This window comes from Neorhizobium puerariae (assembly GCF_042429745.1).
Classification (GTDB): Bacteria; Pseudomonadota; Alphaproteobacteria; order Rhizobiales; family Rhizobiaceae; genus Neorhizobium; species Neorhizobium puerariae.
The window spans coordinates 154,822-179,735 of record NZ_JBHMAA010000017.1; the positions used below are offsets into that span (position 1 = coordinate 154,822).

Here is a 24,914-nt window from a genome sequence, read left to right on the forward strand (position 1 = left end):
CCTCTCACGTCGGCTGGTAGCGAAAGAAATCCATGCGCGTGTCGCCGAATACGCGGCTTTCGAGCGGTTTGAAGACCGGGTCCACCGCGGGCGTCACGTCGGCGCGCTCTTCAAGGATCACCAGCGCGCCCGGAACCAGCCAGCCGCCCTGATGGGCGGACAGCAGCGCCGCGTCCCCCAGGCCCTGAGCATAGGGCGGATCGGCAAAAAGGAAATGGAAGGGCTCCATCGTGCCGGCGGCGCCGAGCCTGGTGGCGTCGCGGCGCAGGATGCGGGTGCGCCCATGCAGCCCGAGATGGTCGATATTCTCCCAGAGCAGGCCACGGCCCTCGACGCCATTCTCCACGAAGAGCGCGTGGTGGCAGCCTCGCGACACGGCTTCGAGGCCGACGGCGCCCGTGCCGGCGAAGAGGTCGATCACGCGCGTGCCGTTCAGCGCTTCGGGATAGACATGGCCGATAATGTTGAACAGGCTTTCGCGCGTCCGGTCGATGGTCGGCCGGATATCGTTGCCTTTCGGGGTGGCCAGCGCCCGGCCACGAAATTCACCACCGACGATCCGCACCGCTCGTCACCCTCTCGGCGTGCGCGGCTTGCCGCCGGCCCTTGCCCCGCCGCCGGTTCTCGGACCATCCTTGCCCGGTTTGCCTGGGCCACCCGGCTTGCCCCGCCCGCCGGAAGGTTTTCCGGCGAAACCCTTGGCGCCGCCAGGCTTACCGCCGCCCGGTTTACCTCCGAAGGACTTGCCGCCTGGTTTTCCGCCGCGCGGCTTGTCGCCGAAAGGCCGGTCGCCCGCCGGGCGTCCGTCACGCGGGCGCTCGGCGCGTCCTTCCCCCGATGAGAAGGACCGTGCGGGCCTATCCCCGCCCTCACGCGCCTTGCGCTCGAAACGGGGCTTGTCGCCAAAACTGCGTTCGCCTCTCGGCGGCCGATCTGCGGACGAGCGCTCGCCGCGCTCCGCCCGATCCCCGAAGGAACGCCTGCGGCCGAAATCGCCGCCCTCCTCCTCGCGCGGACGGCGAACCGGCGTCTCGGCGCGAATCCAGTCGCTATCGTCATCGGCGCGGTTGACCACCACGCGCGAACTCTTTTCGGCCGACGGCTTCTTGAAGAGCCGCTCGGCCTCGGCGCGGGCCGACGATTTGCTCACCTTGCCGTCGGCGGTCGGGCGGGCGCCCGGCGCCATCCAGACATTGGCGGTGCGGCTCGTGCCCATCGGCACCTTCTTCTTCGGGCGGTCGCCGGCAAAGTCGCGATCGTTGTCCCGGGAGCCGGCCTTGCCGCGCGGCCTGTCGCCGAACTTGCGCTCGCCGCTCTTCGTATCGAGCCGGCCGAGCGCCCTTTCGCGGCGATCTTCACCCTTGCCGGCACGCGGACGTTCCGCCTTTTCCGGCTTCTCGGCGCGGGTCGGCTTGTCGTCCTCCGCACCGCGGTCGTTATAGACCGGCGCGTCGAAATTCGCCTTGGCCTCCTCGATCAGGCGCGGCCCGAGCTGATCGCGCAGCATGCGGCCGCGGACCTCCACAACCTGGCCTTCCGGCAGGTCGCCGAGCTGGAAGGGGCCGTAGGAAATGCGGATAAGCCGGTTGACCTCGAGGCCGAGCGCGCCGAGCACGTTCTTGATCTCGCGGTTCTTGCCTTCACGAAGGCCCATGGTGATCCAGGCGTTGTGGCCCTGGGTCCGATCCAGCGTCGCGTCGATGGAACCATAGAGCACGCCATCCACGGCGATGCCTTCCTTGAGCTTGTCGAGCGCTTCCTGATCCACCTCCCCATGGGCGCGGACGCGATAGCGCCGCAACCATCCGGTCGTCGGCAACTCCAGCACGCGCGACAGGCCGCCATCATTGGTGAGCAGCAGCAGGCCTTCCGTATTGATGTCGAGGCGGCCGATCGACATGACGCGCGGCAGTTCTTCCGGCAGGTTGTCGAAAACGGTCGGCCGGCCCTCGGGATCGGAATTGGTGGTCACCAGCCCGGCCGGCTTGTGATAGAGCCAGAGGCGGGTGCGCTCGATACCGCGGATCGGCATGCCGTCGACCTCGATCCGGTCGTCCAGCGTCACGTTGACGACCGGGGTATCGAGCACGTTGCCGTTCAGGCTGACGCGCCCTTCCATGATCATCCTCTCGACATCGCGGCGGGAGGCGACGCCGGCGCGGGCCAGTATCTTCGAAATGCGCTCGGGCTTGCCCTCGGCCTCGACGGGCGCGGCTGCGACGGCGGCCTGCGGCTTCGGCGTCCGGGCCAGCTTTTCCGCGGCCGACTTCGATCTGGCCTTTTTCTTCAAACCCGCACCGGTCTTGTCGGCTGCGCCGGCCTTCGGGCCTGCTTTCGGCTTGATTTCGCGAACGAAGGTTCTGGCTTCGCCGCGCTTCGGCTTGTCTTTTGAATTCATTTGTTGTTTGCCTGAAGCATGATGTCTGACGGAGCGATCCGGACATTCTTGTTCGTGTTGACTGGAATGGATTCATGCCCGCAAATCGGGCTTCCGGTTGGATGCTTCCTACCAGTTCGCGCGATCCGGGTTAAGAGGAAATCGCCGGGAATGACGAATAGCAAGAGCTTCATGGATGCCGCACTTGAAGAAGCCAGGGATGCGGCTGCCCGTGGCGAGGTGCCTGTCGGGGCCGTTCTCGTGCTCGATGGCGCCGTCATCGCCCGCGCGGGAAACCGCACCCGCGCCGACAACGACATCACCGCTCATGCCGAAATCGCGGTGATCCGCGAAGCTTCCGCCACCCTCGGGCAGGAGCGGCTTGCGGGCGCGGATCTCTATGTGACGCTGGAACCCTGCACGATGTGCGCCGCGGCGATTTCCTTCGCGCGCATCCGCCGGCTCTATTACGGCGCGGAAGACCCCAAGGGCGGCGCGGTCGACAACGGCGTGCGGTTCTTCCGCCAGCCGACCTGCCATCACGCTCCGGACGTCTATTCGGGCCTTGGCGAAACCGAGGCCGCCGATCTCCTGACCGGCTTCTTCAGGTCGAAGCGGGAAAGCTGAAAAACGCGGGCTTCAGGCCCGGATCAGAACAGCTTCCACCAGTCGCTGGACTTCTTGGCTTCCTCGGCCTCTTTCTTGCGACGTTTTTCCTTCTGGAGCTCCGGCTCGCCGAGATCGCTCAGGTTGGACGCATTCGTCGAGCGGAACTCCGCCGGCGGCTCGGTGAGCGAACGGCGCCGCGCCGAAACGTCGACGCTTTCGGCGTCCTGCTTGGCCTTGCGGAAGGCTTCCCATTTTTGCGATTCGGTCATCTGGCCGGCCTGGCCGCTGCCGGTGGTGAGCGGAGACTTGTAAGCCGGATTGCCCGAATTCGCATCCGCCTCTTCGCGCAGGCGCTTGCGGGTCTCTTCCGGCGATTCCACCCAGTTCGGATTGTTCTCGCGGTTGGCAAGCGACTGCTGCGGGGGCGGCAGGTTGGCAGCGTCGCCACCCTTGGCCACGACCAGCGAGGGACGCGGATTGTATTTCAGGTTGCGCTTGGTCTCGTCATTCTTGCCGCCGATCGAGACCGCCGAACCGAGATCGTCGGTAAGCTGCTCCATGGCCGTCTTGTCGGTGCCGTAGGTGGGGCTGCCCATGCAGCCCGAAAGGGTCAATGTCGAGGCGAGGATGCCGGCCACGCCCATGCCGACACGAAACGCAGATGTCGTTGTCATCAAAACCCTTCCAGCGGCGCCCGTCCTCGACGCCTCAGACTACTTGTGCCCAAGTGGCGGAAAAATCCGGCCAATTTCGGGCAGATTTACCGGATGATGCGCCAAAGCGCAATCATCCGGCAATTCAGGACCGCTCAGAGGCGGCCGAGAGCTGCAAGTTCCCGCAGGGCGGCGGCATCGCGCGCCGAGACATCCGGCCAGGCCGGATCGGAACCGACATCCCTCGTCACCCGCCAGGAACGGGCGCATTTGACGCCTTCCGCAAGCTTCGGATCGACCGCGACGCCCGGCACCTCGGGAAGCCGGAAAGCATTTCCAGGCCCCTCGCCCGCCACGACCGCGATGCCGGACGTGATGCAGATTTCTTCGAAATCCTGGCCCTCCAGTGCCTTCAGAAGGTCCACATCGGTCACATAGACGACCGGAGCGGCTTCGAGAGAGGAGCCGATGCGCTTGTCCTTGCGCTCGATTTCCAGAGCCCCGGTGACGACGGAACGGACCCGGCGGATCTCGGTCCATTTTTCGGCAAGCACCTCGTTCCTCCATTCGGAGGGAACCGTCGGGAACTGTTCGAGATGCACCGAAACCGCATCCGGCCGGCGCGACAGCCATGCCTCTTCCATCGTGAACGGCAGCATCGGAGCAAGCCAGGTGACCGTACAGTCGAAGATCTTCCGGATCACCGCGAGCGCCGCCCGGCGGCGCGGCGACGACGGCGCATCGCAATAAAGCGCATCCTTGCGGACATCGAAATAGAAAGCCGAAAGCTCGACATTGGCGAAATCGATAAGCGCGCGGGCGATCTTCTTGAACTCGAAGGCATCATAGGCCTCGCGCACCAGCACATCCAACTCGGCGAGGCGGTGCAGCATCAGCTTTTCGAGTTCCGGCAGGTCGCCATGGGCGATCTCCTCGCTCTCGTCATGGGCGAGCGTGCCGAGCATCCAGCGGATCGTGTTGCGCAGCTTGCGGTAGGCGTCCACGTTCGTCTGGATGATCGTCCTGCCGAGGCGCTGGTCTTCCCAATAATCCGTCGTCATCACCCAGAGGCGCAGGATATCGGCGCCGGCATCCTTCATGACGTCCTGCGGCGCCACGACGTTGCCCAGCGATTTCGACATCTTCTGGCCCTTCTCGTCCATGGTGAAGCCATGGGTGATGACCGTGTCATAAGGCGCGCGGCCACGGGTGGCGGCCGATTCCAGGAGCGAGGAGTGGAACCAGCCGCGATGCTGGTCCGAGCCTTCCAGATAGACGTCCGCCGGCCATTTCAGGTCCGGACGGTCCTCCAGCGTGAAGGTGTGCGTCGAGCCCGAGTCGAACCAGACGTCCAGGATATCCATGACCTGGGTCCAGCCCTCGTTGGCGCGGGAGCCGAGGAAACGCGCGCGCGCGCCGTCAGCGAACCAGGCGTCGGCTCCTTCCTCTTCGAAGGCGTCGAGGATGCGCCGGTTGACCGCCTCGTCCTGCAGGATCTCGCCCTGTTCATCCACGAAGACGCAGATCGGAACGCCCCAGGCGCGCTGACGCGACAGCACCCAGTCCGGGCGCTGCTCGATCATGGCGCGCAGGCGGTTCTGGCCGGCGGCGGGCACGAAACGGGTGTCGTCGATCGCGTTGAGCGCGCGGGAACGCAGCGTCGTGCCGTCGCCCAGTTCCTTGTCCATGTAGACGAACCATTGCGGCGTGTTGCGGAAGATGATCGGCTTCTTCGAGCGCCAGCTATGCGGATACTGGTGCTTCAGCCGGCCGCGGGCAAAGAGCATGTTCCTTTCGATCAGCGCCTTGATGACGCGATCGTTGGCATCGCCCTTCTTGCCGTTGTCGTCCATGACACGCGCACCCTCGAAACCGGGCGCATCGGCGGTGTAGAAGCCGGCGTCGTCGACCGGGAACGGGATCTTCGTCTCGATGCCGCGCGCTTCGAGTTCACGGATATGATGCATCCAGGCCTCGAAGTCCTCGCGGCCGTGGGAGGGAGCGGTATGGACGAAACCCGTACCGGCATCGTCGGTGACGTGATCGCCGGCGAGGAGCGGGACGGGGAAGTCGTAGCCACCGCCGAGGCCTTTAAGGGGATGGGCGCAGGTGATCGCGGCAAGTTCGTCGGCCGAGACATCGCGCAGGCGTTTATACTGCAGCTTAGCCTTGGCGAAACTTTCCTCAGCCAGCTTATCCGCGAAGATCAGCTTTTCGCCAGGACGCGGGCCGAAGTCGTTTTCTGCCGCCGTAACCTCGTAGAGGCCATAGGCGATCTTCGGCGAATAGGAGATTGCCCGGTTGCCGGGGATGGTCCAAGGCGTCGTCGTCCAGATGACGACATGGGCTAAGAGCAAGTCAGAAGGAGTCTCAATTGCCTCTCTTAAACGTTCCGCCGCCGTGGTATTTAGCTCCACATGCGACGGCTGCCCATCGGCCCGATTCACAACAATTGGAGCTGATCGAACATACGTTGCATTTTTCTCAGTGATCGCAACGTTATCAACTTCCACCACCGGGAATTTCACCCAGATCGTATCGCTCTCATAGTCCTGATACTCGACCTCGGCTTCCGCAAGCGCGGTGCGCTCCACCACCGACCACATGATCGGCTTTGAACCGCGATAGAGCTGGCCGCTCCTGGCGATCTTCAACAGTTCGCCGGCAATGCGCGCTTCCGAGTGAAAATTCATCGTGAGGTAGGGATTTTCGAAATCGCCGACGATGCCGAGGCGCTGGAACTCGCCCGCCTGCACCTTGATCCATTTTTCGGCATAGGCGCGGCATTCGCGGCGGAACTCGGTCATCGCCGCCGGTTCGGAAAGGTCGGGCTTGGCCTTGCCTTTCGAACGATAGTTCTCCTCCTCAATCTTCCATTCGATCGGCAGGCCATGACAGTCCCAGCCGGGCACGTAGTTGGAGTCGTAACCGCGCATCTGGAACGAGCGGGTGATGACGTCCTTCAGGATCTTGTTCAGCGCGTGGCCGATATGGATATTGCCGTTGGCATAGGGCGGGCCGTCGTGGAGGACGAATTTTTCGCGGCCGGCGGCGGAAGCGCGCAGCTTCTTGTAAAGGTCCATCTGCTGCCAGCGGGCGACGAGTTCCGGCTCCTTCTGCGGCAGGCCGGCGCGCATCGGGAAATCGGTCTCGGGCAGGTAGAGGGTCTTCGAATAGTCGAGCTTTTCGGCGGTATCGGTCATGGGTGGAACAATCGTCTCTGGCGCTGCGGATCGGCGCATCTCGATGAAAATACGGTGGCGGAAGGCGCTTTGCGTCAAGCGCCGGAAACCCGGACCCTCCGGCCGCTCTTACAGCGCGCGGAAGGCCGGGCCGATAATTCGAATGATCTGAGCCAGCCGGAACGTCTTCATGACGGCGGTTATTACGGGTTTTTGATGCGGAAAGAAAGGGGCAAAACCAAGATCGGGCCCTCTGGACTTTCAACGCGCTCAAGCCTATATCTGACTATCTGACCAGTTGGAGATTTTCATGCCGGGAAAATCCGTCCCCCGAGGCAATAGCTGGAAGCTGGAAGACGCCAAGGCGCGTTTCAGTGAACTGGTGCGGCGCGCCCGCAGCGAAGGGCCGCAGCGCGTGACTGTGCGAGGCCGCGAAAGCGTGATCGTGATCAGCACGGAAGAACTGGAAAAACTAACCAAGCCCAGACCCCAAAAGCCCTTCCTCGAATTCATGGAAGAGCTCGGCCTGAACGGGCTGGACATCGAAAGGGAAGAGGATCGCGGCCGGGACATCGCGCTGTGATCGGCTGGCTTCTCAACACCAACGTCATCTCAGCCCTGATCAATCCGAACGGCGCGCCCTCCGTGAAGCGTTGGGCAGCAGGGCAAGACGAAGACCATTTCTTCATCAGCATCCTGGTCTTGGCCGAATACGACAAGGGTATCGAGAACCTCCCGCCGGACGATGTGAACCCCTATCGGTATGCTGCAGCCCGCGATGCGCTCGAAGATCGTTTTGGCGGCCGCATCCTCTCCGTCACCGATCCGATTGTCCGTCGGTGGGGCGACATATCGGGAAAGACGAAACTGGCGACCAGCCAGGCGCCCCCGGTCATCGATACATTGCTGGCCGCCACCGCAATCGAGCACAATCTTTATCTCGTCACGCGCAACGTCAAAGACACCCGTGCATCCGGGGCAGTGGTCTTCGATCCCTGGCAGGACGATCCGTCACGTTTTCCGCTCAGCCGGCGCTGACCCGTCAGAACGCGATCTTCGTGTCCAGTTCTCCGAGCGACGTCACGCCGGAAAGCAGCGCCCGCGCCTCTTCCTCGTCGCGCCTGATCTGGGCGACGAGCGGATCGAGGCCGTCGAATTTCAACTCGTCGCGGAGATGCCCGAAGAAGGAGACGGAACAGGTTTCGCCGTAGAGGCTGCCGGAAAAGTCGAAGACATAGGTTTCGAGCAGCGGGGCGCCGTTTTCCGTGACCGTCGGGCGGCGGCCGTAGCTTGCGACGCCGTCGTGGAGCGTGCCGTCCGGGCGGCGGAAACGCACCGCATAGATACCGGCCTTCAACTCGGCTTCGGGCGGAAGCCGCATGTTGGCCGTGGGGAAACCGAGCTGCCGGCCAAGCTTCTCGCCGCCGATCACCTCCGCCTCCACCGTATAGCGGTAGCCGAGCAGGCCGGCGCAGGCCGCGACATCCCCCCCGGCCAGCAGGGTGCGGATGCGGCTCGACGAAATCACCTCGGCATTCTCGTCGCGGAAGGCATCGACCAGCGACACCTCGAACCCGTGCCTGACGCCGGATTCCATCAGGAAAGCGGGGCCGCCTTCCCTGCCCTTGCCGAAATGGAAATCGAAACCGGTGACGACGGCGCTGGCGGAGAGCCAGTCGACCAGGATCGTCTGGATGAATTCCTCGGCCGAGCGGGTCGCGAACTCCCTCGTGAAAGGGTATTCGATCACCGAGCGGAAGCCCATCGCTTCCAGGAGCCGCGCCTTGAGCGGCGCCGGCGTCAGGCGGAAGACCGGCTCCTCCGGGCGGAAAACGGTCCTCGGATGGGGCTCGAAGGTCAGCACCAGCGCCGGCACGCCACGCTCGGCGGCCAGCGACAGCGCCCGCTCCAGGACGCTGCGGTGCCCCCGGTGCACGCCGTCGAAATTGCCGATCGCGATCACGCCGCCCTTCAGCGCCTCGGGCAGCGGTTCCTTCTTCTCATTGCGGTGGAATACGGTCATCGGAGCGACTTCCGGTTCAGGCCAGGCGAGGCATCCAGTATTTCGGCGCGGCGTTTTCCGCTTTCAGCCAGGCGTTCAGGATCGCCTCGTCGGTCTGGCCGTTGACGGTATATTCCGCGACATGGATGCCCCCGCTGATATAGAGCAGGTCGAGGCCGTATGCGAGTGCGCCGCGCACGTCGGTCGGCATGCCGTCGCCGATCGCCAGAACGCGGTCCATCGAGAAGTCGCCGCGCACTTCGCGGGCGGCATCGATCGTCGCCTCGTAGATCGGCCGGTGCGGCTTGCCCGCCACCCGGGTCTTGCCGCCGAGCTGTTCGTAATAGGCGGCAACCGCGCCGGCGCAGGGAATGATGCGATGGCCTCGCTCGACCACGAGATCCGGATTGGCGCAGATCAGCGGCACGTCGCGCTTTGCGAAACCGGTCAGCATGTCCGTATAGTCTTCCGGCACTTCCTTCTCGTCGTCGAAGAAGCCGGTGCAGACGATGCAATCCGCCTCGCCGGCCGGGACCACGTCCACGCCGAGGCCGTCGAACAGGTTGAGGTCACGCTCGGGCCCGATCAGGAAAACCTTCTTCGGACCGTCGGCGATGAGGTGCCGGGTCACATCGCCGGAGGTGACGATGCGGTCATAGGTTTCGTCCGGAACGCCGAGCGCGCGCATCTGCTGGATGACACCCGGCGCCGGACGCGGCGAATTGGTGATCAGCACGACCGTGGCGCCGGCATTGCGGGCGGCGGCCAGCGCCCTGCAGGAATGCTGGAAGGCCTCGACGCCGTTGTGCACGACGCCCCAGACGTCCGACAGGACGACGTCGTATCCGCCGATCACTTCGCTCAAACTGCCGATACGCTTTGCCATATGTCCGTCCTGTGCCTTCAAGTTCCCGGTGACATGGCAAACCGCCCGGGAGATTACAAGCAAAAAGCTCCCCGAACTGCGCCGCGCCGCCCGGGTGTCATTTTTGCGCCGCACCACATCGGCGCGGGGGCATGCCTTTCTTCCACCAAAGTCCGGTGCATGATCCCGACCCGCGCGGTGGCCTCGAGGGCGCCGCCAGCCACCCGCCCGGCAGGCGCCGGCCGGCATCCGTCCCGTTAAGCTTGTTTTGCATCATCGGCGGGGCTGTCTTGAAAATTTCGAGGCCGTTCTTGACTCAACCGGCCGTCACCCTTATCTCCGCCTCCGTTAGCACTCTGCGGAGGCGAGTGCCAACAAGCCAAGCGATACGGGTCCGCTGATCCGTCAATGTCATTTGATCGAGGGATTAGACAATGGCAAGCACCAATTTCCGCCCCCTGCACGATCGCGTCGTCGTTCGTCGCGTCGAGTCTGAAGAAAAGACCAAGGGCGGCATCATCATTCCCGACACCGCCAAGGAAAAGCCGCAGGAAGGCGAAATCGTCGCCGTCGGTTCCGGCGCCCGCGATGAATCCGGCAAGGTCGTCGCGCTCGACGTCAAGGTCGGCGACCGCGTCCTCTTCGGCAAGTGGTCCGGTACCGAAGTCAAGCTCAACGGCGAAGACCTTCTGATCATGAAGGAAGCCGACATCATGGGCATCATCGGCTGATCCAGGCCGGTCATTCCATCACGAAATCCGCTGACACCTCTTTTCAGGAGTTCTCAAAATGGCAGCTAAGGAAGTAAAATTCGGCCGCACCGCGCGCGAAAAGATGCTGCGTGGCGTCGATGTTCTCGCTGACGCAGTCAAGGTAACGCTCGGCCCGAAGGGTCGTAACGTCGTCATCGACAAGTCCTTCGGCGCTCCGCGCATCACCAAGGACGGCGTATCGGTCGCCAAGGAAATCGAACTGGAAGACAAGTTCGAGAACATGGGCGCCCAGATGGTCCGCGAAGTCGCTTCGAAGACCAACGACATCGCCGGCGACGGCACGACGACTGCAACCGTTCTCGCCCAGGCCATCGTCAGGGAAGGCGCCAAGGCCGTTGCCGCCGGCATGAACCCGATGGACCTGAAGCGCGGCATCGACCTCGCCGTCGCTGAAGTCGTCAAGGATCTCCAGGCCAAGGCCAAGAAGATCAACACGTCGGAAGAAGTCGCCCAGGTCGGCACGATCTCCGCAAACGGCGAGCGCCAGATCGGCCTCGACATTGCCGAAGCCATGCAGAAGGTCGGCAATGAAGGCGTGATCACCGTCGAGGAAGCCAAGACCGCCGAGACCGAACTCGAAGTCGTCGAAGGCATGCAGTTCGACCGCGGCTATCTTTCGCCCTACTTCGTCACCAACCCGGAAAAGATGGTCGCCGACCTGGAAGACGCCTTCATTCTCCTGCACGAGAAGAAGCTCTCCAACCTCCAGGCGATGCTCCCGGTTCTCGAAGCCGTCGTCCAGACCGGCAAGCCGCTCCTGATCATCGCTGAAGACGTCGAAGGCGAAGCCCTCGCGACCCTCGTCGTCAACAAGCTGCGCGGCGGCCTCAAGATCGCTGCCGTCAAGGCTCCGGGCTTCGGCGACCGCCGCAAGGCCATGCTGGAAGACATCGCCATCCTGACCGGCGGCACCGTCATCTCCGAGGACCTCGGCATCAAGCTCGAGAACGTCACCCTCGACATGCTCGGCCGCTCCAAGAAGGTCTCAATCTCCAAGGAAAACACCACGATCGTCGACGGCGCCGGCGCCAAGTCGGACATCGAAGGCCGCGTCAACCAGATCAAGGCCCAGATCGAGGAAACCACCTCCGACTACGACCGCGAGAAGCTCCAGGAGCGTCTCGCCAAGCTCGCCGGCGGCGTTGCCGTCATCCGCGTCGGCGGTGCGACGGAAGTCGAAGTCAAGGAAAAGAAGGACCGCATCGACGACGCCCTCAACGCGACCCGCGCGGCCGTTCAGGAAGGCATCGTACCGGGCGGCGGCGTAGCCCTGCTCCGTTCGGCATCCAAGATCGCCTCCAAGGGTGCAAACGACGACCAGGAAGCCGGCATCAACATCGTCCGCAAGGCGCTGCAGGCCCTGGTTCGCCAGATCGCCGAAAACGCCGGTGACGAAGCTTCGATCGTCGTCGGCAAGATCCTCGACAAGAACGAAGACAACTACGGCTACAACGCCCAGACCGGCGAATATGGCGACCTGATCCAGCTCGGCATCGTCGACCCGGTCAAGGTTGTCCGCACGGCCCTGCAGAACGCAGCTTCGGTTGCTTCCCTGCTGATCACCACCGAAGCCATGATCGCCGAGCTGCCGAAGAAGGACGCTCCGATGCCGGCAATGCCGGGCGGCGGCATGGGCGGCATGGATTTCTAAGAAATCCTTACCAGCCATTGCGAAAGGGCGGCCCTCGGGTCGCCCTTTTTCTTTTGCGGCCGTCTTCGACAGGCGGAACACCGCTGACAACGGCCACGGCGGCCGGTACAGTCGAGGTCATGAGCTTTTTCGAGAGCCTGCTGGTCCTGTTGCTTGTCGCGGTCGTGCTGCTGCAGATTTCGCGCCGCCTTGCCGTGCCCTATCCGTCCATGCTGGCGCTCGCGGGCGCGGCCGTCGCCCTCGTGCCGGGCATGCCCTACATTTCGCTCGAACCGCAGACGGCGCTGGCGCTCTTCATCGCTCCGGCGCTGCTCGACGCGGCCTTCGATTTTCCGATCGGGATTGCGCGGCGCTTCTGGCTGCCGCTCCTCGTCTTCGCGGTCGGCGGGGTGGTGGTCACGGCCGCCGCGGTCGCCTGGGCCGGATGGGCCATCGCCGGCCTGCCCATCGCCGCGGCACTCGCGCTCGGGGCGATCGTCGCGCCGCCCGATGCGGCGGCGGCGACGGCGGTCCTGTCGTCCATGGCCATTCCACGAAGCACCGACACCGTGCTGCGGGGCGAGAGCCTGTTCAACGATGCGGCGGCCCTGCTGATCTTCGATGCCGCACTTGCCGTGCAATCCGCCGGGCATCTCGACGGGCCGGTCGCGCTGCATCTCACGCTCGCGGTGCCGGGCGGCATCCTGCTCGGGATCGTCGCGGCGTGGCTGGTGAGGCACCTCTACAGGTTCGTGACGGGCACGCTCGGAGGCAACCTCCTCCAGTTCGTCCAGACCTTCCTGCTGTGGATCGCCGCCGCGCGGCTCGGGCTGTCGGCGGTGCTTGCCATCGTCGCCTTCGCGATGATGCTTGCCCGCAACGACGGCGGGCGATCCTCGGCCCGCATGCGCGTGCAATCCTACGCGGTCTGGAGCGCCGTCGTCTTCGTGCTCAATGTCATGGCATTCCTGCTGATGGGCATGCAGGTTCGCGATATCGTGGGCAACATGCCGGCCGATCACCTGGGGGAGGCGATCCGCTTCGCCCTTCTGACGGTCGCCATCGTCATCGTCACCCGTTTCGCCGTCTGCGTCGGGTTCAATCGCGCGCATGCCTGGCATGCCCGCCGCAAGGGCAGGCCCGAACCCGCGACCATGACGCAGGCGCTCCTCGCAGGCTGGTGCGGCATGCGCGGCCTCGTGACGCTCGCCACCGCCTTTGCCCTGCCGGCCTCGTTTCCGGAACGCGATACGGTCGTGCTGACCGCGTTCGCCGTCGTGCTCGCCACGCTCGTGGTGCAGGGGCTGACGCTCACGCCGATCATCCGCTGGCTCGGCCTCGACCGCCGCACGGAGGGGCATGGCGAGCTTGCCGCGCGGCGAAGCGAGATCGCCCGCGCCGGCCTTGCGAAACTCGACGGCGCCCAGGAGGAGGAAGCCGAACTGCTCCGCGCCAAGTTCCGGCTCGAACAGCAGGCGATCACAGACGCTGCGGGCATCGCATCGCTCGAAACCTACCGCCGGCTTGCCCTGGCGGCGATCGCCGCGCAGCGCGACGAACTCGACAGGCTGCGCGCGGCGCATCAGGTGAATGTCGACGAATACAATCTCCTGCTGGAGGAGATCGACTGGCGCGAACTCTCCGTCCTGCCGGAAGATGCGCGCCGGATCGAGGAGATCTGAGTTCCGTCAATCCCTCCCGAGCGCAAGCGACGAAGCCTGCCGCGGCGGGGCGCAGCGATCACCTGCGGGCCGGAAGCCCCGAGAGAACGCCGAAGGCCACGCGAATGCGGAGCGACTTTGTGCAAGATCCAATGAGGTTCCGCATTCGCACGGGCGCTCCTTCTCTGGACAAATGTCAAGCTGCGCCTATATCGTTCATCATTAGAAGACAAAGTGTCTATCATCGTTCATCTTCCAGACACGAACGAAAACAGGCAAATAAGCCTCCAGAAAATTCAACCGCCTGTCGAACCACAGACATCGATCCGGAGATCTGAAATGTCCTCTACCGCCAACAGCTCCCTGCTTCTCGCAGGCCGCGTCCTTCTCGCCATCATGTTCATCGCGGCGGGCTTCCAGAAGCTCGTCGATCCGTCCAGCACGGCCGGCATGATCACCGGCGCCGGCCTCCCGGCCGCAACGCTGCTCGCCTATGTCGCCGGCATTTTCGAACTCGTCGCCGGCCTTGCCGTTCTGACCGGTTTCCAGACGAAGATCGCCGCCATCCTGCTCGCGCTCTTCTGCCTGTTCACCGCCTTCGTCTTCCACAACGGCGTGATCAACATCCCCGGTTTCGCACCGGAGGCCAACGGCCTTCTGACCGTCTTCAACGGCCTTATCTTCTGGAAGAACGTGTCGCTCGCAGGCGGTTTCCTGGCTCTTGCCGCTGCCGGCGCCGGCGCCTATTCGATCGATGCCCGCCGCGGTTCGGTCGCAATTACCGCCTAAGCTTTCTCCATTCCCTGCCCACGATCTGTTCCGCCGGACCCTGAAAGTCCGGCGGTTTTTCGTTTCGGGTCGCTGTTTCAAGCGTGCCGCAGCCGCAAGACCGCCGCGCGCCTTGAAGCTACCGGCCCCGGGATCAGTCCCTCTCGTGCACCGGCAGCTCGGCGATCTCCGCAAGCCATGCCGGGGCGGAACGGCACCAGACCTGCCGCAGGGGCTTCACGTCCATCCGCTGGTCGATGCTTCCCCAGCGGATGCCCCACACCTTCGACGCCTCGCCCTCGCCGTTGACGAAGAGCTGCGAACCGCATTCGGGACAGAAATACTGCTGGCGGACACGGCCGCTGTCGGCCACCCGCCGGTACATTTTCGGCTCGTTTCCCGTCAGTTTCAGGTCACCGTCCTGCACCACGGCGGTCACGCGGAACGGCGAGCCGGTCAACTTCTGGCAATCGGTGCAATGGCAGATCACGACCCGCCGGGTGTCGAGCTCCGCCTCATAGGTCACAGAGCCGCAATGGCATCCGCCGGTCACATGCATGCATCTTTCCTCCCTTTTGGAACTCCGAGGCGCAAGAACGCCCCGAATGCCCCTGCAAGGCCGCCCTCCCGAAACGGTTCACGCCTTCGGGCGACAGGCCTCAAAGCGCGGCGCGCACGGCCTCCGCGATCCTGGCCACCCGCGGGTCCTCCTCGTGGCCCGGCTTGCGCGCCCTCACCAGGCAGGCCTCGGATTTCAGGATCACTCCGTCCGACAGGATCTTCAGGTGGTTCGCCCTGAGCGTCGAGCCCGTCGAGGTGATGTCGACGATGATATCCGCCTGACCGGCCGCCGGAGCACCCTCCGTCGCGCCCAGGCTCTCGACGATGCGATAGAGCTGGATGCCGTGGCTCCCCGAAAAGAACTGCTGGGTGAGCCGCCAGTATTTCGTGGCGATCGCCAGACGCCGGCCATGACGGGCGCGGAAATCCGCCGCCACGTCGCCGAGATCGGCCATGGTCTCCACGTCGAGCCAGATTTCCGGCACGGCGACGACCACGTCGGCCTGGCCGAAGCCGAGCCGCGCGCAGAATTCCACCCGCGCGTCCGCGCCGGACATGCCTTCCCGGACGAGGTCCTCGCCGGTGACGCCGAAATCCACGGCGCCGTTCGCAAGCTCCCGGGCGATCTCGGAGGCCGACAGATAGGCGATCTCGACGCCTTCCATGCCCTCGATACGGCCACGATAGGAGCGATCGTTGCCAACGGCGGAAATAGCAAGCCCTGCCCGCCCGAAGACTTCGACGGTGCCGTCCTTGATGCGCCCCTTGGACGGCAGGGCGATGGTGATTGCGTTCATGATGAGGTCTTTTCTGCGCGCGGCGGTTCTGCCCGGAAACCGGGCTCCACTTTTCGGCCCGCGACAGCGGACCTCGCAGCCTCGATCCGGTCGAGCCAGAGCGAGAAGCCCACGGCCGGGATGTGCTCCCGCGCCCCGAGCAGGGTCAGAAGCCGGTCGAAACGGCCGCCGCCCGCCAGAACCGCGGCCGAACCCGCCTCCGTCACTTCGAAGACGAGGCCGGTATAATAATCGAGCGGGCGGCCGAAGGCGGCGCGATAGGTCATGCTCGCAAGATCGGCGCCGGCATTGGCGAGCGCCGCGAGCCGAGCGTCGAAAAGCGCGATCGCCGGCCCAAGCTTCAGGCCGGCGGCATCCGCGAAGCCCGCCAGCGCCGCCGGAGCGTCGGCAACCGGCAGCCTGAGCGTCAGGAACTCCCGCAGCAGAAGGAGAGCGGTGCCATCGAGGCGGGTTTCGGCCAGCTCCAGCTTTTCCTTGAGCCGCCTTGCGATTTCGGCCGGCGAGCGGCTGGCATTGGTCGAATAGCCGGTCTCCTCCATGGTGCGGTCGATGCGCGCCACCAGCTCCGCCTCGTCGCCGGAGGAAATCAGTGCGGCGATCGCGGGATCGAGACCGGCGACCGGCTGCGGCCGGGCAAGCCGTTCGAGAAGCGCTTCGAGATGTTCCATGTCGCCGAAGGCATGGATCAGCCGCCGCTGCCAGCCGAACGGCAGGCCGAGCGCCTTGACGACCGCCTCGAACACCGCCTGGTCGCCGAGCGTCAGTTCCAGCTTCCGGCCGGGCAGCAGCACCTTCAATATGCCGGCCGCATCGCCGATGGCGCGCGCATCGGCGCTGGCAATGTCCTTGTCGCCAAGGTCCTCGATGCCGGCCTGGTAGAATTCGTGGGCGCCCTCGCGACGCTGGCGAAAGACCTCGCCGAGATAGGAATAGCGCTTGGGCGTGCCGGTCGCCGTCTCGATGTGGCGCAGGCAGACGGGAATGGTGAATTCCGGACGCAGGCAGAGGTTCGCGCCGGTCTCGCTCTCCGTCAGGAAGATGCGTCGGCGCAGGTCCTCGCCCGCCATGTCGAGGAAGGGTTCGGCCGGCTGGATGACGGGCGTGTTCACCCGCTCCGTCCGCCGGGCGGCAAATTCGTCGAGAAGGTCTCCGGAAAACTCCGGCATGTCGATCAGGGGCATTGGATCACTCCCTGCCGATCAGGATACCCCCCTCTGCCCTGCCGGGCATCTCCCCCACAAGGGAGGAGATCACAAGCGGCACGACCATTATTGCTAAAGGGCCGTGGCGAAGGGCGAGACGTCAGATAGGAGGCGGTGGACCTGCGCCCAGCCGATCTCTCCCCTTGTGGGGAAGATGCCCGGCAGAGCAGAGGGGGGTGAAGCTCAGACATTTCTTGCCCGCCGCCGATCCTCCGCCTGCGCGGCAAGAATTTCCTTCACCTTGGCGACGAGATCGGCCTCGGCCACGATCTCCTGCGCCACCCGCGCCTCGCGCCAGGCCGCATTGTCCTCGATCTCGCCCGCGAGGCGCTTGCCTTCGATCAGGTCCTTCAACTGCACCACGCCCTGAGCGCGCTCGTCGCCGCCCTGGATGATGGCGATCGGGCAGCCGCGGCGGTCGGCATATTTCAGCTGATTGCCGAACTTCTTCCAGTTGCCCTGGTACATCTCGGCGCGGATGCCCTCGGCGCGCAGCGCCTGGGTGAAGCGCTGGTAGCGGCCCATGCTCTCGACATCGCCGTCCATGACGGTGACGAGAACCGGCGCGATCACCTCGTCCTCGCCGAGCTTGCCGAGGTTCTTCAGCGCCGTCATCAGGCGCGAGACGCCGATCGAAAAGCCCGTGGCCGGAACCGGCTGGCCCATGAAGCGCGACACGAGCCCGTCATACCGCCCGCCGCCGCCGACCGAGCCGAAGACGACCTTCTCGCCCTTCTCGTTGGTGACGTCGAAGAGGAGCTCGGCTTCGAAGACCGGGCCGGTGTAATATTCGAGGCCACGGACGACGGAGGGGTCGATCTTGATGCGGTCAGGGCCGTAGCCAGCTGCACGCGCCAACTCAGCAATTGTAATAAGTTCATTTACGCCGTCTGCACCTGAAGCGCTCGGTGATGCCAACGCTCGGCATGCGGTCAACTGCGCAATCTCACGCTCATGATCAGCTTCGAGTTTCCCACCCCCAACTGCGGAAGCGATTTCTGTGAACGCCAGAATACGATCAATCTGCCCCTCGCCGAGCTCCGCACCCTTCGTGAAATCACCAGATTCGTCCTTGCGGCCGGCGCCCAGCAGAAGCCGCACGCCGTCCGGACCGAACTTGTCGAGCTTGTCGATGGCGCGCAGCACGTTCAAACGCTGGCCGGCCTTGTCGTCGCCGCCAAGCCCGATCGCCTCCATGACACCGTCGAGAACCTTGCGGTTGTTCACCCGGATCACATAATCGCCGCGCCTGATGCCGAGAGCCTCCATCGCGTCGGCCATCATCATGCACATCTCGGCGTCCGCCTGGACGCCCGGCGCGCCGACGGTGTCGGCATCGAACTGCATGAACTGGCGGAAACGGCCCGGACCGGGCTTCTCGTTGCGGAAGACATAACCGGCGCGATAGGTGCGGAACGGCAGCTGGATCTCGTTGAAATTCTCCGCGACATGGCGGGCGAGCGGCGCCGTCAGGTCGTAGCGCAGGCTCATCCACTGGTCGTCGTCGTCCTGCAGCGAGAAGACGCCTTCGTTCGGACGGTCGCTGTCCGGCAGGAACTTGCCGAGCGCATCCGTATATTCGAAAAGCGGCGTCTCGACCGGGTCGAAACCATAACGTTCGTAGACCTCGCGGATCTTCCCGATCATCTCGTCGGTGGCATGGATATCGGCAGCGGAACGGTCGACGAAGCCGCGCGGCAGGCGGGCCTTCAGTTTCTGCGGTTTCTTCTGCTTGTCGCTCATGATCGAAATTCCATTGCCAGCGGCCGGAAGAGGCCGGATTTGTGAGCGGTTTCTTAGAGGATGACGGCCCAAGCGGCAAGGGCGGCGACTGGTGAAGTGGAGGGGCAGATGCTATATGTTCGAGTGGTGAAAGGGTAAAAGCCATGAACAAGCGCGTCACGATCGAGATGCCGGACGAAATGCACAGGCTGCTTACCGAGCATGCAGCGCAGGCCGGTGCGGAAACGGACGCCTATATGCTTGACGTGCTCGAACAGCATCTCGAAGATCTGAATGATATCGCCGCCGCTGAAGGCGCCATGGAACGCATTCGTAACGGCGAGCCGACATATACGCTGGAAGAAGTGAAGCTCCGCCTTGGCCTGGACAATTAGGTTCCGGGAAAGTGCGGAGAAGCAATTGAGCCGTCTCGCAAAGCGAGACGCCGGTCGCATCGTTTCCTTTCTGGAGGAGCGACTCGCAACACACGAGAACCCCAGGGAGTTGGGAGCTGCCCTGAAAGGACATGCCTTCGGCGGATACTGGCGCTACCGGGTCGGCGATTATCGGATCATCTGCGATATTCAGGATCATCGCCTCATCGTACTGGTCATCGAGATCGGCCACCGGCGCGAGGTCAATCGCTGACCATGCTTGCCGAAGCCATCCAATATGCCGCGACCCGATTGGTCACGCCCGGGGAATTCCGTCCCTTCGTCCGGTCCTCCGTCAGCCTCTGGTCACGGGCCGGCCGATGCGCGAAGGACTGGGCGCCCCACGAGGAAAACTGCAAGGCCTTCATTCGCGAGGCGATTTCGGGGATGAAGGCGAGGCGCACCGTCGTCGTGCTGGGCTCCGGCCTTTTGCGCGACGTGCCCGCGGAAGACCTCGCGAAAGCCTTCGACACCGTCGTGCTGGTCGACCTCGTGCATCTGGCAAGCGTCAGGACATGGCTGAAGGCGAAGGGCTTCAGGAATATCCGGCTGATTTCCCGCGACCTGTCGGGGTTCGGCGATGCGCTTGCGGGCAAGGCCGCGGAGCCGCTCGGCTTTCTCCGTCAGGTGCCGTATCTCGATCTGGTCGTTTCGGCCAACGTCCTCTCGCAGATCGGCGTCGGGGCGAAACGACGGCTGGAACGGGAAAGCGACACGCGGAAGGACGAGATATTGCGGACGCTGATCCGCGCCCATCTCGATGGCCTGGCCGCCCTGCCCTGCAGGACGGCGCTCCTCACCGACACCGCCTACCGCGTCACGGACCGCAGCGGAAACCTGCTGGAAGATGCCGACCTGCTCTGCGGCGTGCCGGCGCCCGAAGCGAAACGCGCCTGGACCTGGCCGGTCGCGCCCTATGGCGAACTCGACAGGAATTGTCAGGCGGTGCACGACGTCATCGCCCTTTGATCATCAATCATCATGCTGTGATGTTCGCGAGGTTGATTTCGGCGCAAACGATCGTAGATTCACCTCATGTCGCGTGTCACAGCCATATTCATGTTCCTTGCCTGGCTCCTTTATGGAGCCATGCCGGCCATGGCCGTGCCTTCCATGCCGATGGCGCAGCAAACGACCGCGACGCAGGATCATTCCCGGCATCACGGCCAGGGCAAGACGGTCGAGACGGTCGAGACGGCCAAGGCCATGCATTCCCATGGCGAGGCGCAAAAGCCCTGTCCGCATGGCGGCAAGACCTGTGCGATGCCCTTCTGCGCTGCCTGCCTGACGCTGCTGCCGGAGATTGCCGCCAGCCATGACGGCCCGCCCGGCTACGCCTATCCGGCGCCGGCCATGGAGCGGGCGCTGGTCGCCCCGGCCCCTGCCCCGCTGACGCCTCCTCCCCGCGCCTGACGGAATTTCCGTCAGGCCATCCAATTCAATTTCCATCGGACACGGGGAAAGGAAAAACCATGTCTGCGAAAACCATTCTCATGACAGCCGCCCTCTCGGCCCTGCTTGCCGGCACGCTCGCCGCACAGCAGATGCAGCAGATGCCGGGGCACGACCATGCCAGCATGAACATGTCCATGAGTTCCGGACCGGCCAACGAGGCACCGGCCACCAAGGGCTACATGGCCGCCAACGAAAAAATGCACACGGACATGGCGGTCGAATATTCCGGCGATGCCGACGTCGACTTCGTGCGCAGCATGATCCCGCATCACCAGGGCGCGATCGACATGGCCCGGGTGGAGCTCGAACACGGCAAGGACCCGGAAATCCGCAAGCTCGCCGAAGGCGTCATCAAGGCGCAGGAAGCCGAAATCGCCGAGATGCAGGCCTGGCTGAAGGCGCGCGGCAAGTAACAACTTCGCGCCGGGCAGGCCTGACGCTTGCCCGGCGTCTCCTTTTTCGCCATATCAGCGTGTGGAGGCAAGATCCATGCGCCCGATTACCGCGATCGGCTTCGACGCCGACGACACGCTCTGGCAGAACGAACAATACTACCGGCTGACGGAGGAGCATTTCCAGACGCTGCTCGGCGACTTCGCCGAGGGCGCGCGCATCTCGGAGCGCCTGCTGGAAGCGGAGAAACGCAACCTCGCACAATACGGTTTCGGCATCAAGGGCTTCACCCTGTCGATGATCGAGACGGCGATCGAGATCACCGACGGCAAGGTGCCGGCCAAGACGATCAACGAAATCCTCGACATCGGACGCGACCTTCTCCGCCATCCGGTGGAGACCCTGCCGCATGTGGAAGAAACGCTGCGGGCGCTGAACGGCGAATACCTGCTGGTGCTGATCACCAAGGGGGATCTTTTCGACCAGGAGCGCAAGCTTGCCCAATCGGGATTGGGCGATCTCTTCGATGCCGTGGAGATCGTCAGCGACAAGAACGCCACGACCTATCGCCGCATCTTCTCGAAGGTCGCCGACGGGCCGGAACGGGCGATGATGGTGGGCAATTCGCTGAAATCCGACATCGTGCCGGCGATTGCGGCCGGCAGCTACGGGATTTTCGTTCCGCATGCGCTGACCTGGGTGCTGGAGCATGTGGACAAGCCCGTCGACGCGCCCCGTTTTCGCGAGATAATCCATCTTGGCGAGCTGCCCGATCTGCTCGGTCGGCTTCCCTGAGACGCGCCTACGCCTCCATCCGCCGCAGCCGCTCCATGTCCGTTTCCACCTGGGCCATCATGAGCTTCTGATTCTGCGACATCTGCTCCACCTCGTTCATGACGTCATTGATCTTGGTAAAGGATGAAAAGAGCATGTCCAGCTGGTCGAAGATTTCGCCGTAGCCGGCCTCCACCTGGCCGAATTTTTCCTCCGAAACGGCAATGTGATGGCCGAGAAGCTTCATGGAGCCTTCGACCTGCGACAGCGATTCCCGGCTGGCGTCGAGCGTCTCCTTGGTGCTGGTGGCGAGGTTGCGAACCTCGTTGGCGACGATCGCAAAGGCACGCCCGGCCTCTCCGGCGCGCGCCGCCTCGATCGTCGCATTGAGGGAAAGCAGGTTGGTCTGCATGGTGATCTTGTCGATGATGCCGACGACATTGTTCAGCCGCTGCATCATGACGGCGACCTTGCGGAACTCCTCTTCCAGCACGCCCTGCTGATCGGAATGGGAAACGGTGCGGATGCGGTGCTCCATGTCTTCCTGCATCGCTTCGACGTTGCGGCGCATGTCATCGGTGCGGCCGACCACCTGATCGAGCTGGCCGATCAGCATGGTGGAGCGCTCAACGAAGTCGGTCAGCCGGCCGATCACCTTCTGGCGGATCTGGTTGATCAACAGCTGGCGGTTGAGCTGCGTCTCGGTGAAATAGCGGCAGAAGCGGGCATATTGAATGGCGAACTGGTCGATATAGGGATCGTGGAACGCCTGCCCTTCCTCGACACGGAAGAAGACGACGGCCGTGAGTGTCTGGTTGACGTTGATGCCCAGAAGCTCCCCGAAGGTGGAAAAGCCCGCGGTCGGCACATCCCATGCCCCGGAAAGCCGGTCCAGCTCCCTGGCGTTGTTCAGGCGGCGCAGAATGCAGTCATTCAGGATCGCCGCAACCGGCTTCGGCTTGCCGCGAAAGAAACTCTCCATGTCGCGGCGGGTCTGGCCGGCGAAATCCGTCGCCTTCACCAGATACAATTCGTCGCCCGGGTTCACGTCACAATAAAAGCCGATCACGCCCTTCTCGATATCGATCTTGGCGACCGAGCGCACGAACAGCTCTCCATTCATGCGGATTGCGAAAGAATAGCCTTCGAGCTTCTTCGCAAGCTCATGGCGGCGGCAGCCGATCAGCTTGCAGAGAGCATCGACGATCGGCACGATCTCGGCGGTGGTAACGTCGATGGCGGCCTTGACCTGGCGGGTTTCGGCCGATGCCTCGATCACCACGACGGAGCGGTCCGTCGGCTCGAAATTCTGCGACTTGAAAATGCCGAAACGCGAACCCCTGGCCATTTTGACAAAAACGACCACCGCGTGGCCTTCAAGCGTGCGCGTGTTGTCGTAGATGAAGGTATTCTTGAAATCGAGCTTGCCGCCGGCCGATCCGCCGATGAACAGGCACGGGAACCGGTCGCTTCTGTAGATCGCCTCCATGAAATAGTTCTCGGATGCCGAAAGGCCGTCGATCAATGTCAGCGCCAGCGTGTCGTCTGACGAGAACCCGAACGGAACGTCGATCCGGGAGAGGTTCCTGACGATCTCGCGCACGCGCGTCTCATGCGACTTGGAGGGCCGGCCGGCGCGGATGTCTTCATTCGCGAGGCCCACGGCGTGAACGGACACGGCATCGAGCAGATCGGGGCTGAAAATCTGGACGACGAGATTGTCCCAGCTCCCTTCGGCGCCGCAATAGAGCGGCTCCCGGCCGGGCGTTGCGCCGTTGCAGAGCTCACCGGAGGTGGTCGTGGCGATCAGGGGAATGTCGCCGCACTTGCGGCGGATGCCGGCGATCACGGCATTGAAATCGACATGCGGCGAGACATAGGCCATGACAAGCCTTGCACGCCGCCCGGAAAACAGAAAATCCTGATCGGTCAGGCCCTCCAGGCCGGAACTGCACCGGACGACCCGCATCGGCTCATAGGTCGGGGCCGCGGCGGCTTTCGCCCTTTCGGGAACCACGACCTGCGTCCTCACAGGCGTGTCCTCAACGGGAAGTTCGACTGAGACAGGCTCTCTCTTCTTGAACAATTGAATCATCGCATCGTCATCCCTGCTCACCTCGGAGCCAACGCTATGCGATTTCCTTTATAAATTAGTAAAACAAGACTTTCCCTCAGTATCAATACTTATGACAAAGAGAAGTAAAATTGACTTTCCTCAAGAAATGGCCGGAATATACATAACGATCCGCTCCTGTTCTTGACAAGAATCAAGAAACCCGGCCGTCCCGCAAGCTATGGCCGCCTGAATTTCAGCCTGAGTTCCTCGACCTCGCGCCTGCAGAAGCAACCATCGATATGATCGTTGACGAGCCCCATCGCCTGCATGAACGCATAGACGGTGGTGGGGCCGACGAAGGTCCAGCCGCGTTTCTTCAAGGCTTTCGACAGCCGGACGGAAACCGGCGTCGTCGGATTGGCGCGGAGCGTTTCAAGATCCACAACGGACGGCCGCTCGTGCGGCCCGGGCTCGAAACTCCAGAAGTATCTCGCGAGCGAACCGAACTCCTCACGCAGCTCGATCGCGCGCGCCGCATTGTTGATGGTCGAGACGATCTTGCCGCGGTGCCGGACGATGCCCGCATCCGAAAGAAGGCGGGCGACGTCGTCCTCCGTGAATTTCGCCACCTTGTCGAAATCGAAACCGGCGAAGGCCGCGCGGAAATTCTCGCGCTTCCTCAGGATCGTCAGCCAGGAAAGGCCGGACTGGAAACCCTCCAGGCAGATCTTCTCGAACAGGCGGAAATCGTCGGTGACGGGCCGGCCCCATTCCTCGTCGTGGTAACGGCGGTAATCCTCCAGCCCGCCATGCCAGAAGCAGCGGCCCCTGCCGTCCTCGCCTGTGATGATTCCCGCCTTTTCCATCCCCGATTCCCTGTCGTTAACCGCTTTTCCGCCCGATTTAGCACTGGTCAACCATGTTTCCAAACCGGCCGGTAACCCTGCCGGAAGGTTTATATGCCGCGCGTGCGTCCGTGTTCCACCCGTTTACCATTCGC

The 24,914-nt window shown here is 63.7% G+C and carries 25 protein-coding genes; 13 read left to right on the forward strand and 12 right to left on the reverse strand.

Translation table 11 applies throughout. The features are described from left to right. Nucleotides 1-4: 4 nt before the first annotated feature. Both rsmD and ACFFP0_RS16410 read right to left on the reverse strand, forming a co-directional pair. Nucleotides 5-565, reverse strand: coding sequence for a 16S rRNA (guanine(966)-N(2))-methyltransferase RsmD (gene rsmD / locus ACFFP0_RS16405; RefSeq protein WP_377262775.1), 561 nt, complete (start codon nt 563-565; stop codon nt 5-7). Between the two features lie 6 nt (nt 566-571). Then, on the reverse strand, nt 572-2,398 hold the full coding sequence (locus tag ACFFP0_RS16410) for a pseudouridine synthase (RefSeq protein ID WP_446692711.1): 1,827 nt from the start codon (nt 2,396-2,398) through the stop codon (nt 572-574). 150 nt (nt 2,399-2,548) lie between these two features. Between ACFFP0_RS16410 and ACFFP0_RS16415 the strand changes: the two genes are divergently transcribed. Continuing rightward, nucleotides 2,549-3,004 (forward strand): nucleoside deaminase, encoded by a 456-nt coding sequence (locus ACFFP0_RS16415; RefSeq protein ID WP_377262778.1) that lies wholly within the window; start codon nt 2,549-2,551, stop codon nt 3,002-3,004. A 23-nt stretch (nt 3,005-3,027) separates the two neighbouring features. Here the strand turns inward: ACFFP0_RS16415 and ACFFP0_RS16420 are convergent, their stop codons facing one another. Both ACFFP0_RS16420 and ileS read right to left on the reverse strand, forming a co-directional pair. Beyond that, nucleotides 3,028-3,660 carry a hypothetical protein gene (locus tag ACFFP0_RS16420; protein WP_377262781.1) on the reverse strand — a complete coding sequence of 211 codons (633 nt, stop codon included), beginning with the start codon at nt 3,658-3,660 and terminating at the stop codon, nt 3,028-3,030. A gap of 134 nt (nt 3,661-3,794) precedes the next feature. Next, nucleotides 3,795-6,842, reverse strand: a complete 3,048-nt coding sequence (ileS, locus tag ACFFP0_RS16425) for an isoleucine--tRNA ligase (RefSeq protein WP_377262784.1) — start codon at nt 6,840-6,842, stop codon at nt 3,795-3,797. A gap of 289 nt (nt 6,843-7,131) precedes the next feature. Here ileS and ACFFP0_RS16430 point away from each other — a divergent pair, with 289 nt between their 5' ends. Both ACFFP0_RS16430 and ACFFP0_RS16435 read left to right on the forward strand, forming a co-directional pair. Further along, nucleotides 7,132-7,404 (forward strand): type II toxin-antitoxin system Phd/YefM family antitoxin, encoded by a 273-nt coding sequence (locus tag ACFFP0_RS16430; RefSeq protein WP_377262787.1) that lies wholly within the window; start codon nt 7,132-7,134, stop codon nt 7,402-7,404. Then, nucleotides 7,401-7,859, forward strand: coding sequence for a type II toxin-antitoxin system VapC family toxin (locus ACFFP0_RS16435; RefSeq protein WP_377262791.1), 459 nt, complete (start codon nt 7,401-7,403; stop codon nt 7,857-7,859). The genes ACFFP0_RS16430 and ACFFP0_RS16435 overlap by 4 nt, the downstream gene beginning before the upstream one ends. 4 nt (nt 7,860-7,863) lie before the next feature. On the opposite strand, the gene ACFFP0_RS16440 is transcribed toward ACFFP0_RS16435, so the two are convergent. Together ACFFP0_RS16440 and ACFFP0_RS16445 are read right to left on the reverse strand one after the other, a co-directional pair. Beyond that, on the reverse strand, nt 7,864-8,844 hold the full coding sequence (locus tag ACFFP0_RS16440; RefSeq protein WP_377262794.1) for a bifunctional riboflavin kinase/FAD synthetase: 981 nt from the start codon (nt 8,842-8,844) through the stop codon (nt 7,864-7,866). A 16-nt stretch (nt 8,845-8,860) separates the two neighbouring features. Beyond that, nucleotides 8,861-9,709: a TIGR01459 family HAD-type hydrolase gene (locus tag ACFFP0_RS16445; RefSeq protein WP_377262797.1), complete on the reverse strand. Its 849-nt coding sequence runs from the start codon at nt 9,707-9,709 to the stop codon at nt 8,861-8,863. Between the two features lie 413 nt (nt 9,710-10,122). On the opposite strand from ACFFP0_RS16445, the gene groES reads away from it, so the two are divergent. The 4 genes from groES (at nt 10,123) to ACFFP0_RS16465 (ending at nt 14,541) form a co-directional block, all read left to right on the forward strand. Continuing rightward, nucleotides 10,123-10,419 carry a co-chaperone GroES gene (gene groES, locus ACFFP0_RS16450; protein WP_004109735.1) on the forward strand — a complete coding sequence of 99 codons (297 nt, stop codon included), beginning with the start codon at nt 10,123-10,125 and terminating at the stop codon, nt 10,417-10,419. Nucleotides 10,420-10,477: 58 nt separating this feature from the next. Then, entirely contained in the window at nt 10,478-12,112 is a 1,635-nt protein-coding gene (groL, locus tag ACFFP0_RS16455; protein WP_377262803.1) for a chaperonin GroEL, read from the forward strand. A gap of 119 nt (nt 12,113-12,231) precedes the next feature. Beyond that, nucleotides 12,232-13,773, forward strand: coding sequence for a cation:proton antiporter (locus ACFFP0_RS16460; RefSeq protein ID WP_377262806.1), 1,542 nt, complete (start codon nt 12,232-12,234; stop codon nt 13,771-13,773). Between the two features lie 318 nt (nt 13,774-14,091). Beyond that, on the forward strand, nt 14,092-14,541 hold the full coding sequence (locus ACFFP0_RS16465) for a DoxX family protein (RefSeq protein WP_377262809.1): 450 nt from the start codon (nt 14,092-14,094) through the stop codon (nt 14,539-14,541). A 133-nt stretch (nt 14,542-14,674) separates the two neighbouring features. On the opposite strand, the gene ACFFP0_RS16470 is transcribed toward ACFFP0_RS16465, so the two are convergent. The 4 genes from ACFFP0_RS16470 to hisS all read right to left on the reverse strand — a co-directional run bounded on the left by ACFFP0_RS16470 (nt 14,675) and on the right by hisS (nt 18,823). Beyond that, entirely contained in the window at nt 14,675-15,079 is a 405-nt protein-coding gene (locus ACFFP0_RS16470; RefSeq protein WP_377262812.1) for a GFA family protein, read from the reverse strand. A 100-nt stretch (nt 15,080-15,179) separates the two neighbouring features. Then, nucleotides 15,180-15,878 carry an ATP phosphoribosyltransferase gene (gene hisG, locus ACFFP0_RS16475; protein ID WP_377262815.1) on the reverse strand — a complete coding sequence of 233 codons (699 nt, stop codon included), beginning with the start codon at nt 15,876-15,878 and terminating at the stop codon, nt 15,180-15,182. After that, nucleotides 15,875-17,059: an ATP phosphoribosyltransferase regulatory subunit gene (locus ACFFP0_RS16480; RefSeq protein WP_377262818.1), complete on the reverse strand. Its 1,185-nt coding sequence runs from the start codon at nt 17,057-17,059 to the stop codon at nt 15,875-15,877. The genes hisG and ACFFP0_RS16480 overlap by 4 nt, the downstream gene beginning before the upstream one ends. Nucleotides 17,060-17,263: 204 nt before the next feature. Continuing rightward, nucleotides 17,264-18,823: a histidine--tRNA ligase gene (hisS, locus tag ACFFP0_RS16485; protein WP_377262821.1), complete on the reverse strand. Its 1,560-nt coding sequence runs from the start codon at nt 18,821-18,823 to the stop codon at nt 17,264-17,266. Nucleotides 18,824-18,966: 143 nt separating this feature from the next. On the opposite strand from hisS, the gene relB reads away from it, so the two are divergent. From relB to ACFFP0_RS16515, 6 genes are all read left to right on the forward strand, one after another. After that, nucleotides 18,967-19,197 (forward strand): type II toxin-antitoxin system RelB family antitoxin, encoded by a 231-nt coding sequence (gene relB / locus ACFFP0_RS16490; protein WP_377262824.1) that lies wholly within the window; start codon nt 18,967-18,969, stop codon nt 19,195-19,197. Beyond that, nucleotides 19,181-19,450 (forward strand): type II toxin-antitoxin system RelE family toxin, encoded by a 270-nt coding sequence (locus ACFFP0_RS16495; RefSeq protein WP_377262827.1) that lies wholly within the window; start codon nt 19,181-19,183, stop codon nt 19,448-19,450. Before relB ends, ACFFP0_RS16495 begins: the two co-directional genes overlap by 17 nt. Before the next feature lie 2 nt (nt 19,451-19,452). Continuing rightward, nucleotides 19,453-20,205: a hypothetical protein gene (locus tag ACFFP0_RS16500; protein ID WP_377262830.1), complete on the forward strand. Its 753-nt coding sequence runs from the start codon at nt 19,453-19,455 to the stop codon at nt 20,203-20,205. Between the two features lie 66 nt (nt 20,206-20,271). Then, nucleotides 20,272-20,649: a hypothetical protein gene (locus tag ACFFP0_RS16505; protein WP_377262833.1), complete on the forward strand. Its 378-nt coding sequence runs from the start codon at nt 20,272-20,274 to the stop codon at nt 20,647-20,649. Nucleotides 20,650-20,708: 59 nt separating this feature from the next. After that, nucleotides 20,709-21,104, forward strand: coding sequence for a CopM family metallochaperone (gene copM, locus ACFFP0_RS16510; protein ID WP_377262836.1), 396 nt, complete (start codon nt 20,709-20,711; stop codon nt 21,102-21,104). A 76-nt stretch (nt 21,105-21,180) separates the two neighbouring features. Continuing rightward, on the forward strand, nt 21,181-21,879 hold the full coding sequence (locus tag ACFFP0_RS16515) for an HAD family hydrolase (RefSeq protein ID WP_377262839.1): 699 nt from the start codon (nt 21,181-21,183) through the stop codon (nt 21,877-21,879). A 7-nt stretch (nt 21,880-21,886) separates the two neighbouring features. On the opposite strand, the gene ACFFP0_RS16520 is transcribed toward ACFFP0_RS16515, so the two are convergent. Beyond that, the gene (locus tag ACFFP0_RS16520) at nt 21,887-23,890 is read right to left on the reverse strand and encodes an FIST N-terminal domain-containing protein (RefSeq protein WP_377262842.1); all 2,004 of its coding nucleotides are present in this window, start codon (nt 23,888-23,890) and stop codon (nt 21,887-21,889) included. 260 nt (nt 23,891-24,150) lie between these two features. Then, nucleotides 24,151-24,780 (reverse strand): DNA-3-methyladenine glycosylase I, encoded by a 630-nt coding sequence (locus ACFFP0_RS16525; protein ID WP_377262845.1) that lies wholly within the window; start codon nt 24,778-24,780, stop codon nt 24,151-24,153. Nucleotides 24,781-24,914 lie beyond the last annotated feature (134 nt).

What these genes read in the sequence shown, in the direction of transcription:
- ACFFP0_RS16465 (WP_377262809.1), top strand. Translation starts at nt 14,092, where the DNA reads ATGTCCTCTACCGCCAACAGCTCCCTGCTTCTCGCAGGCCGCGTCCTT.
- ACFFP0_RS16445 (WP_377262797.1), bottom strand. Translation starts at nt 9,709, where the DNA reads ATGGCAAAGCGTATCGGCAGTTTGAGCGAAGTGATCGGCGGATACGAC.
- ileS (WP_377262784.1), bottom strand. Translation starts at nt 6,842, where the DNA reads ATGACCGATACCGCCGAAAAGCTCGACTATTCGAAGACCCTCTACCTG.
- ACFFP0_RS16515 (WP_377262839.1), top strand. Translation starts at nt 21,181, where the DNA reads ATGCGCCCGATTACCGCGATCGGCTTCGACGCCGACGACACGCTCTGG.
- relB (WP_377262824.1), top strand. Translation starts at nt 18,967, where the DNA reads ATGAACAAGCGCGTCACGATCGAGATGCCGGACGAAATGCACAGGCTG.
- ACFFP0_RS16410 (WP_446692711.1), bottom strand. Translation starts at nt 2,398, where the DNA reads ATGAATTCAAAAGACAAGCCGAAGCGCGGCGAAGCCAGAACCTTCGTT.
- ACFFP0_RS16415 (WP_377262778.1), top strand. Translation starts at nt 2,549, where the DNA reads ATGACGAATAGCAAGAGCTTCATGGATGCCGCACTTGAAGAAGCCAGG.
- ACFFP0_RS16525 (WP_377262845.1), bottom strand. Translation starts at nt 24,780, where the DNA reads ATGGAAAAGGCGGGAATCATCACAGGCGAGGACGGCAGGGGCCGCTGC.
- ACFFP0_RS16505 (WP_377262833.1), top strand. Translation starts at nt 20,272, where the DNA reads ATGTCGCGTGTCACAGCCATATTCATGTTCCTTGCCTGGCTCCTTTAT.
- ACFFP0_RS16480 (WP_377262818.1), bottom strand. Translation starts at nt 17,059, where the DNA reads ATGCCCCTGATCGACATGCCGGAGTTTTCCGGAGACCTTCTCGACGAA.
- groL (WP_377262803.1), top strand. Translation starts at nt 10,478, where the DNA reads ATGGCAGCTAAGGAAGTAAAATTCGGCCGCACCGCGCGCGAAAAGATG.
- ACFFP0_RS16470 (WP_377262812.1), bottom strand. Translation starts at nt 15,079, where the DNA reads ATGCATGTGACCGGCGGATGCCATTGCGGCTCTGTGACCTATGAGGCG.
- ACFFP0_RS16500 (WP_377262830.1), top strand. Translation starts at nt 19,453, where the DNA reads ATGCTTGCCGAAGCCATCCAATATGCCGCGACCCGATTGGTCACGCCC.
- copM (WP_377262836.1), top strand. Translation starts at nt 20,709, where the DNA reads ATGTCTGCGAAAACCATTCTCATGACAGCCGCCCTCTCGGCCCTGCTT.
- ACFFP0_RS16440 (WP_377262794.1), bottom strand. Translation starts at nt 8,844, where the DNA reads ATGACCGTATTCCACCGCAATGAGAAGAAGGAACCGCTGCCCGAGGCG.
- hisG (WP_377262815.1), bottom strand. Translation starts at nt 15,878, where the DNA reads ATGAACGCAATCACCATCGCCCTGCCGTCCAAGGGGCGCATCAAGGAC.
- ACFFP0_RS16460 (WP_377262806.1), top strand. Translation starts at nt 12,232, where the DNA reads ATGAGCTTTTTCGAGAGCCTGCTGGTCCTGTTGCTTGTCGCGGTCGTG.
- ACFFP0_RS16420 (WP_377262781.1), bottom strand. Translation starts at nt 3,660, where the DNA reads ATGACAACGACATCTGCGTTTCGTGTCGGCATGGGCGTGGCCGGCATC.
- ACFFP0_RS16430 (WP_377262787.1), top strand. Translation starts at nt 7,132, where the DNA reads ATGCCGGGAAAATCCGTCCCCCGAGGCAATAGCTGGAAGCTGGAAGAC.
- groES (WP_004109735.1), top strand. Translation starts at nt 10,123, where the DNA reads ATGGCAAGCACCAATTTCCGCCCCCTGCACGATCGCGTCGTCGTTCGT.
- hisS (WP_377262821.1), bottom strand. Translation starts at nt 18,823, where the DNA reads ATGAGCGACAAGCAGAAGAAACCGCAGAAACTGAAGGCCCGCCTGCCG.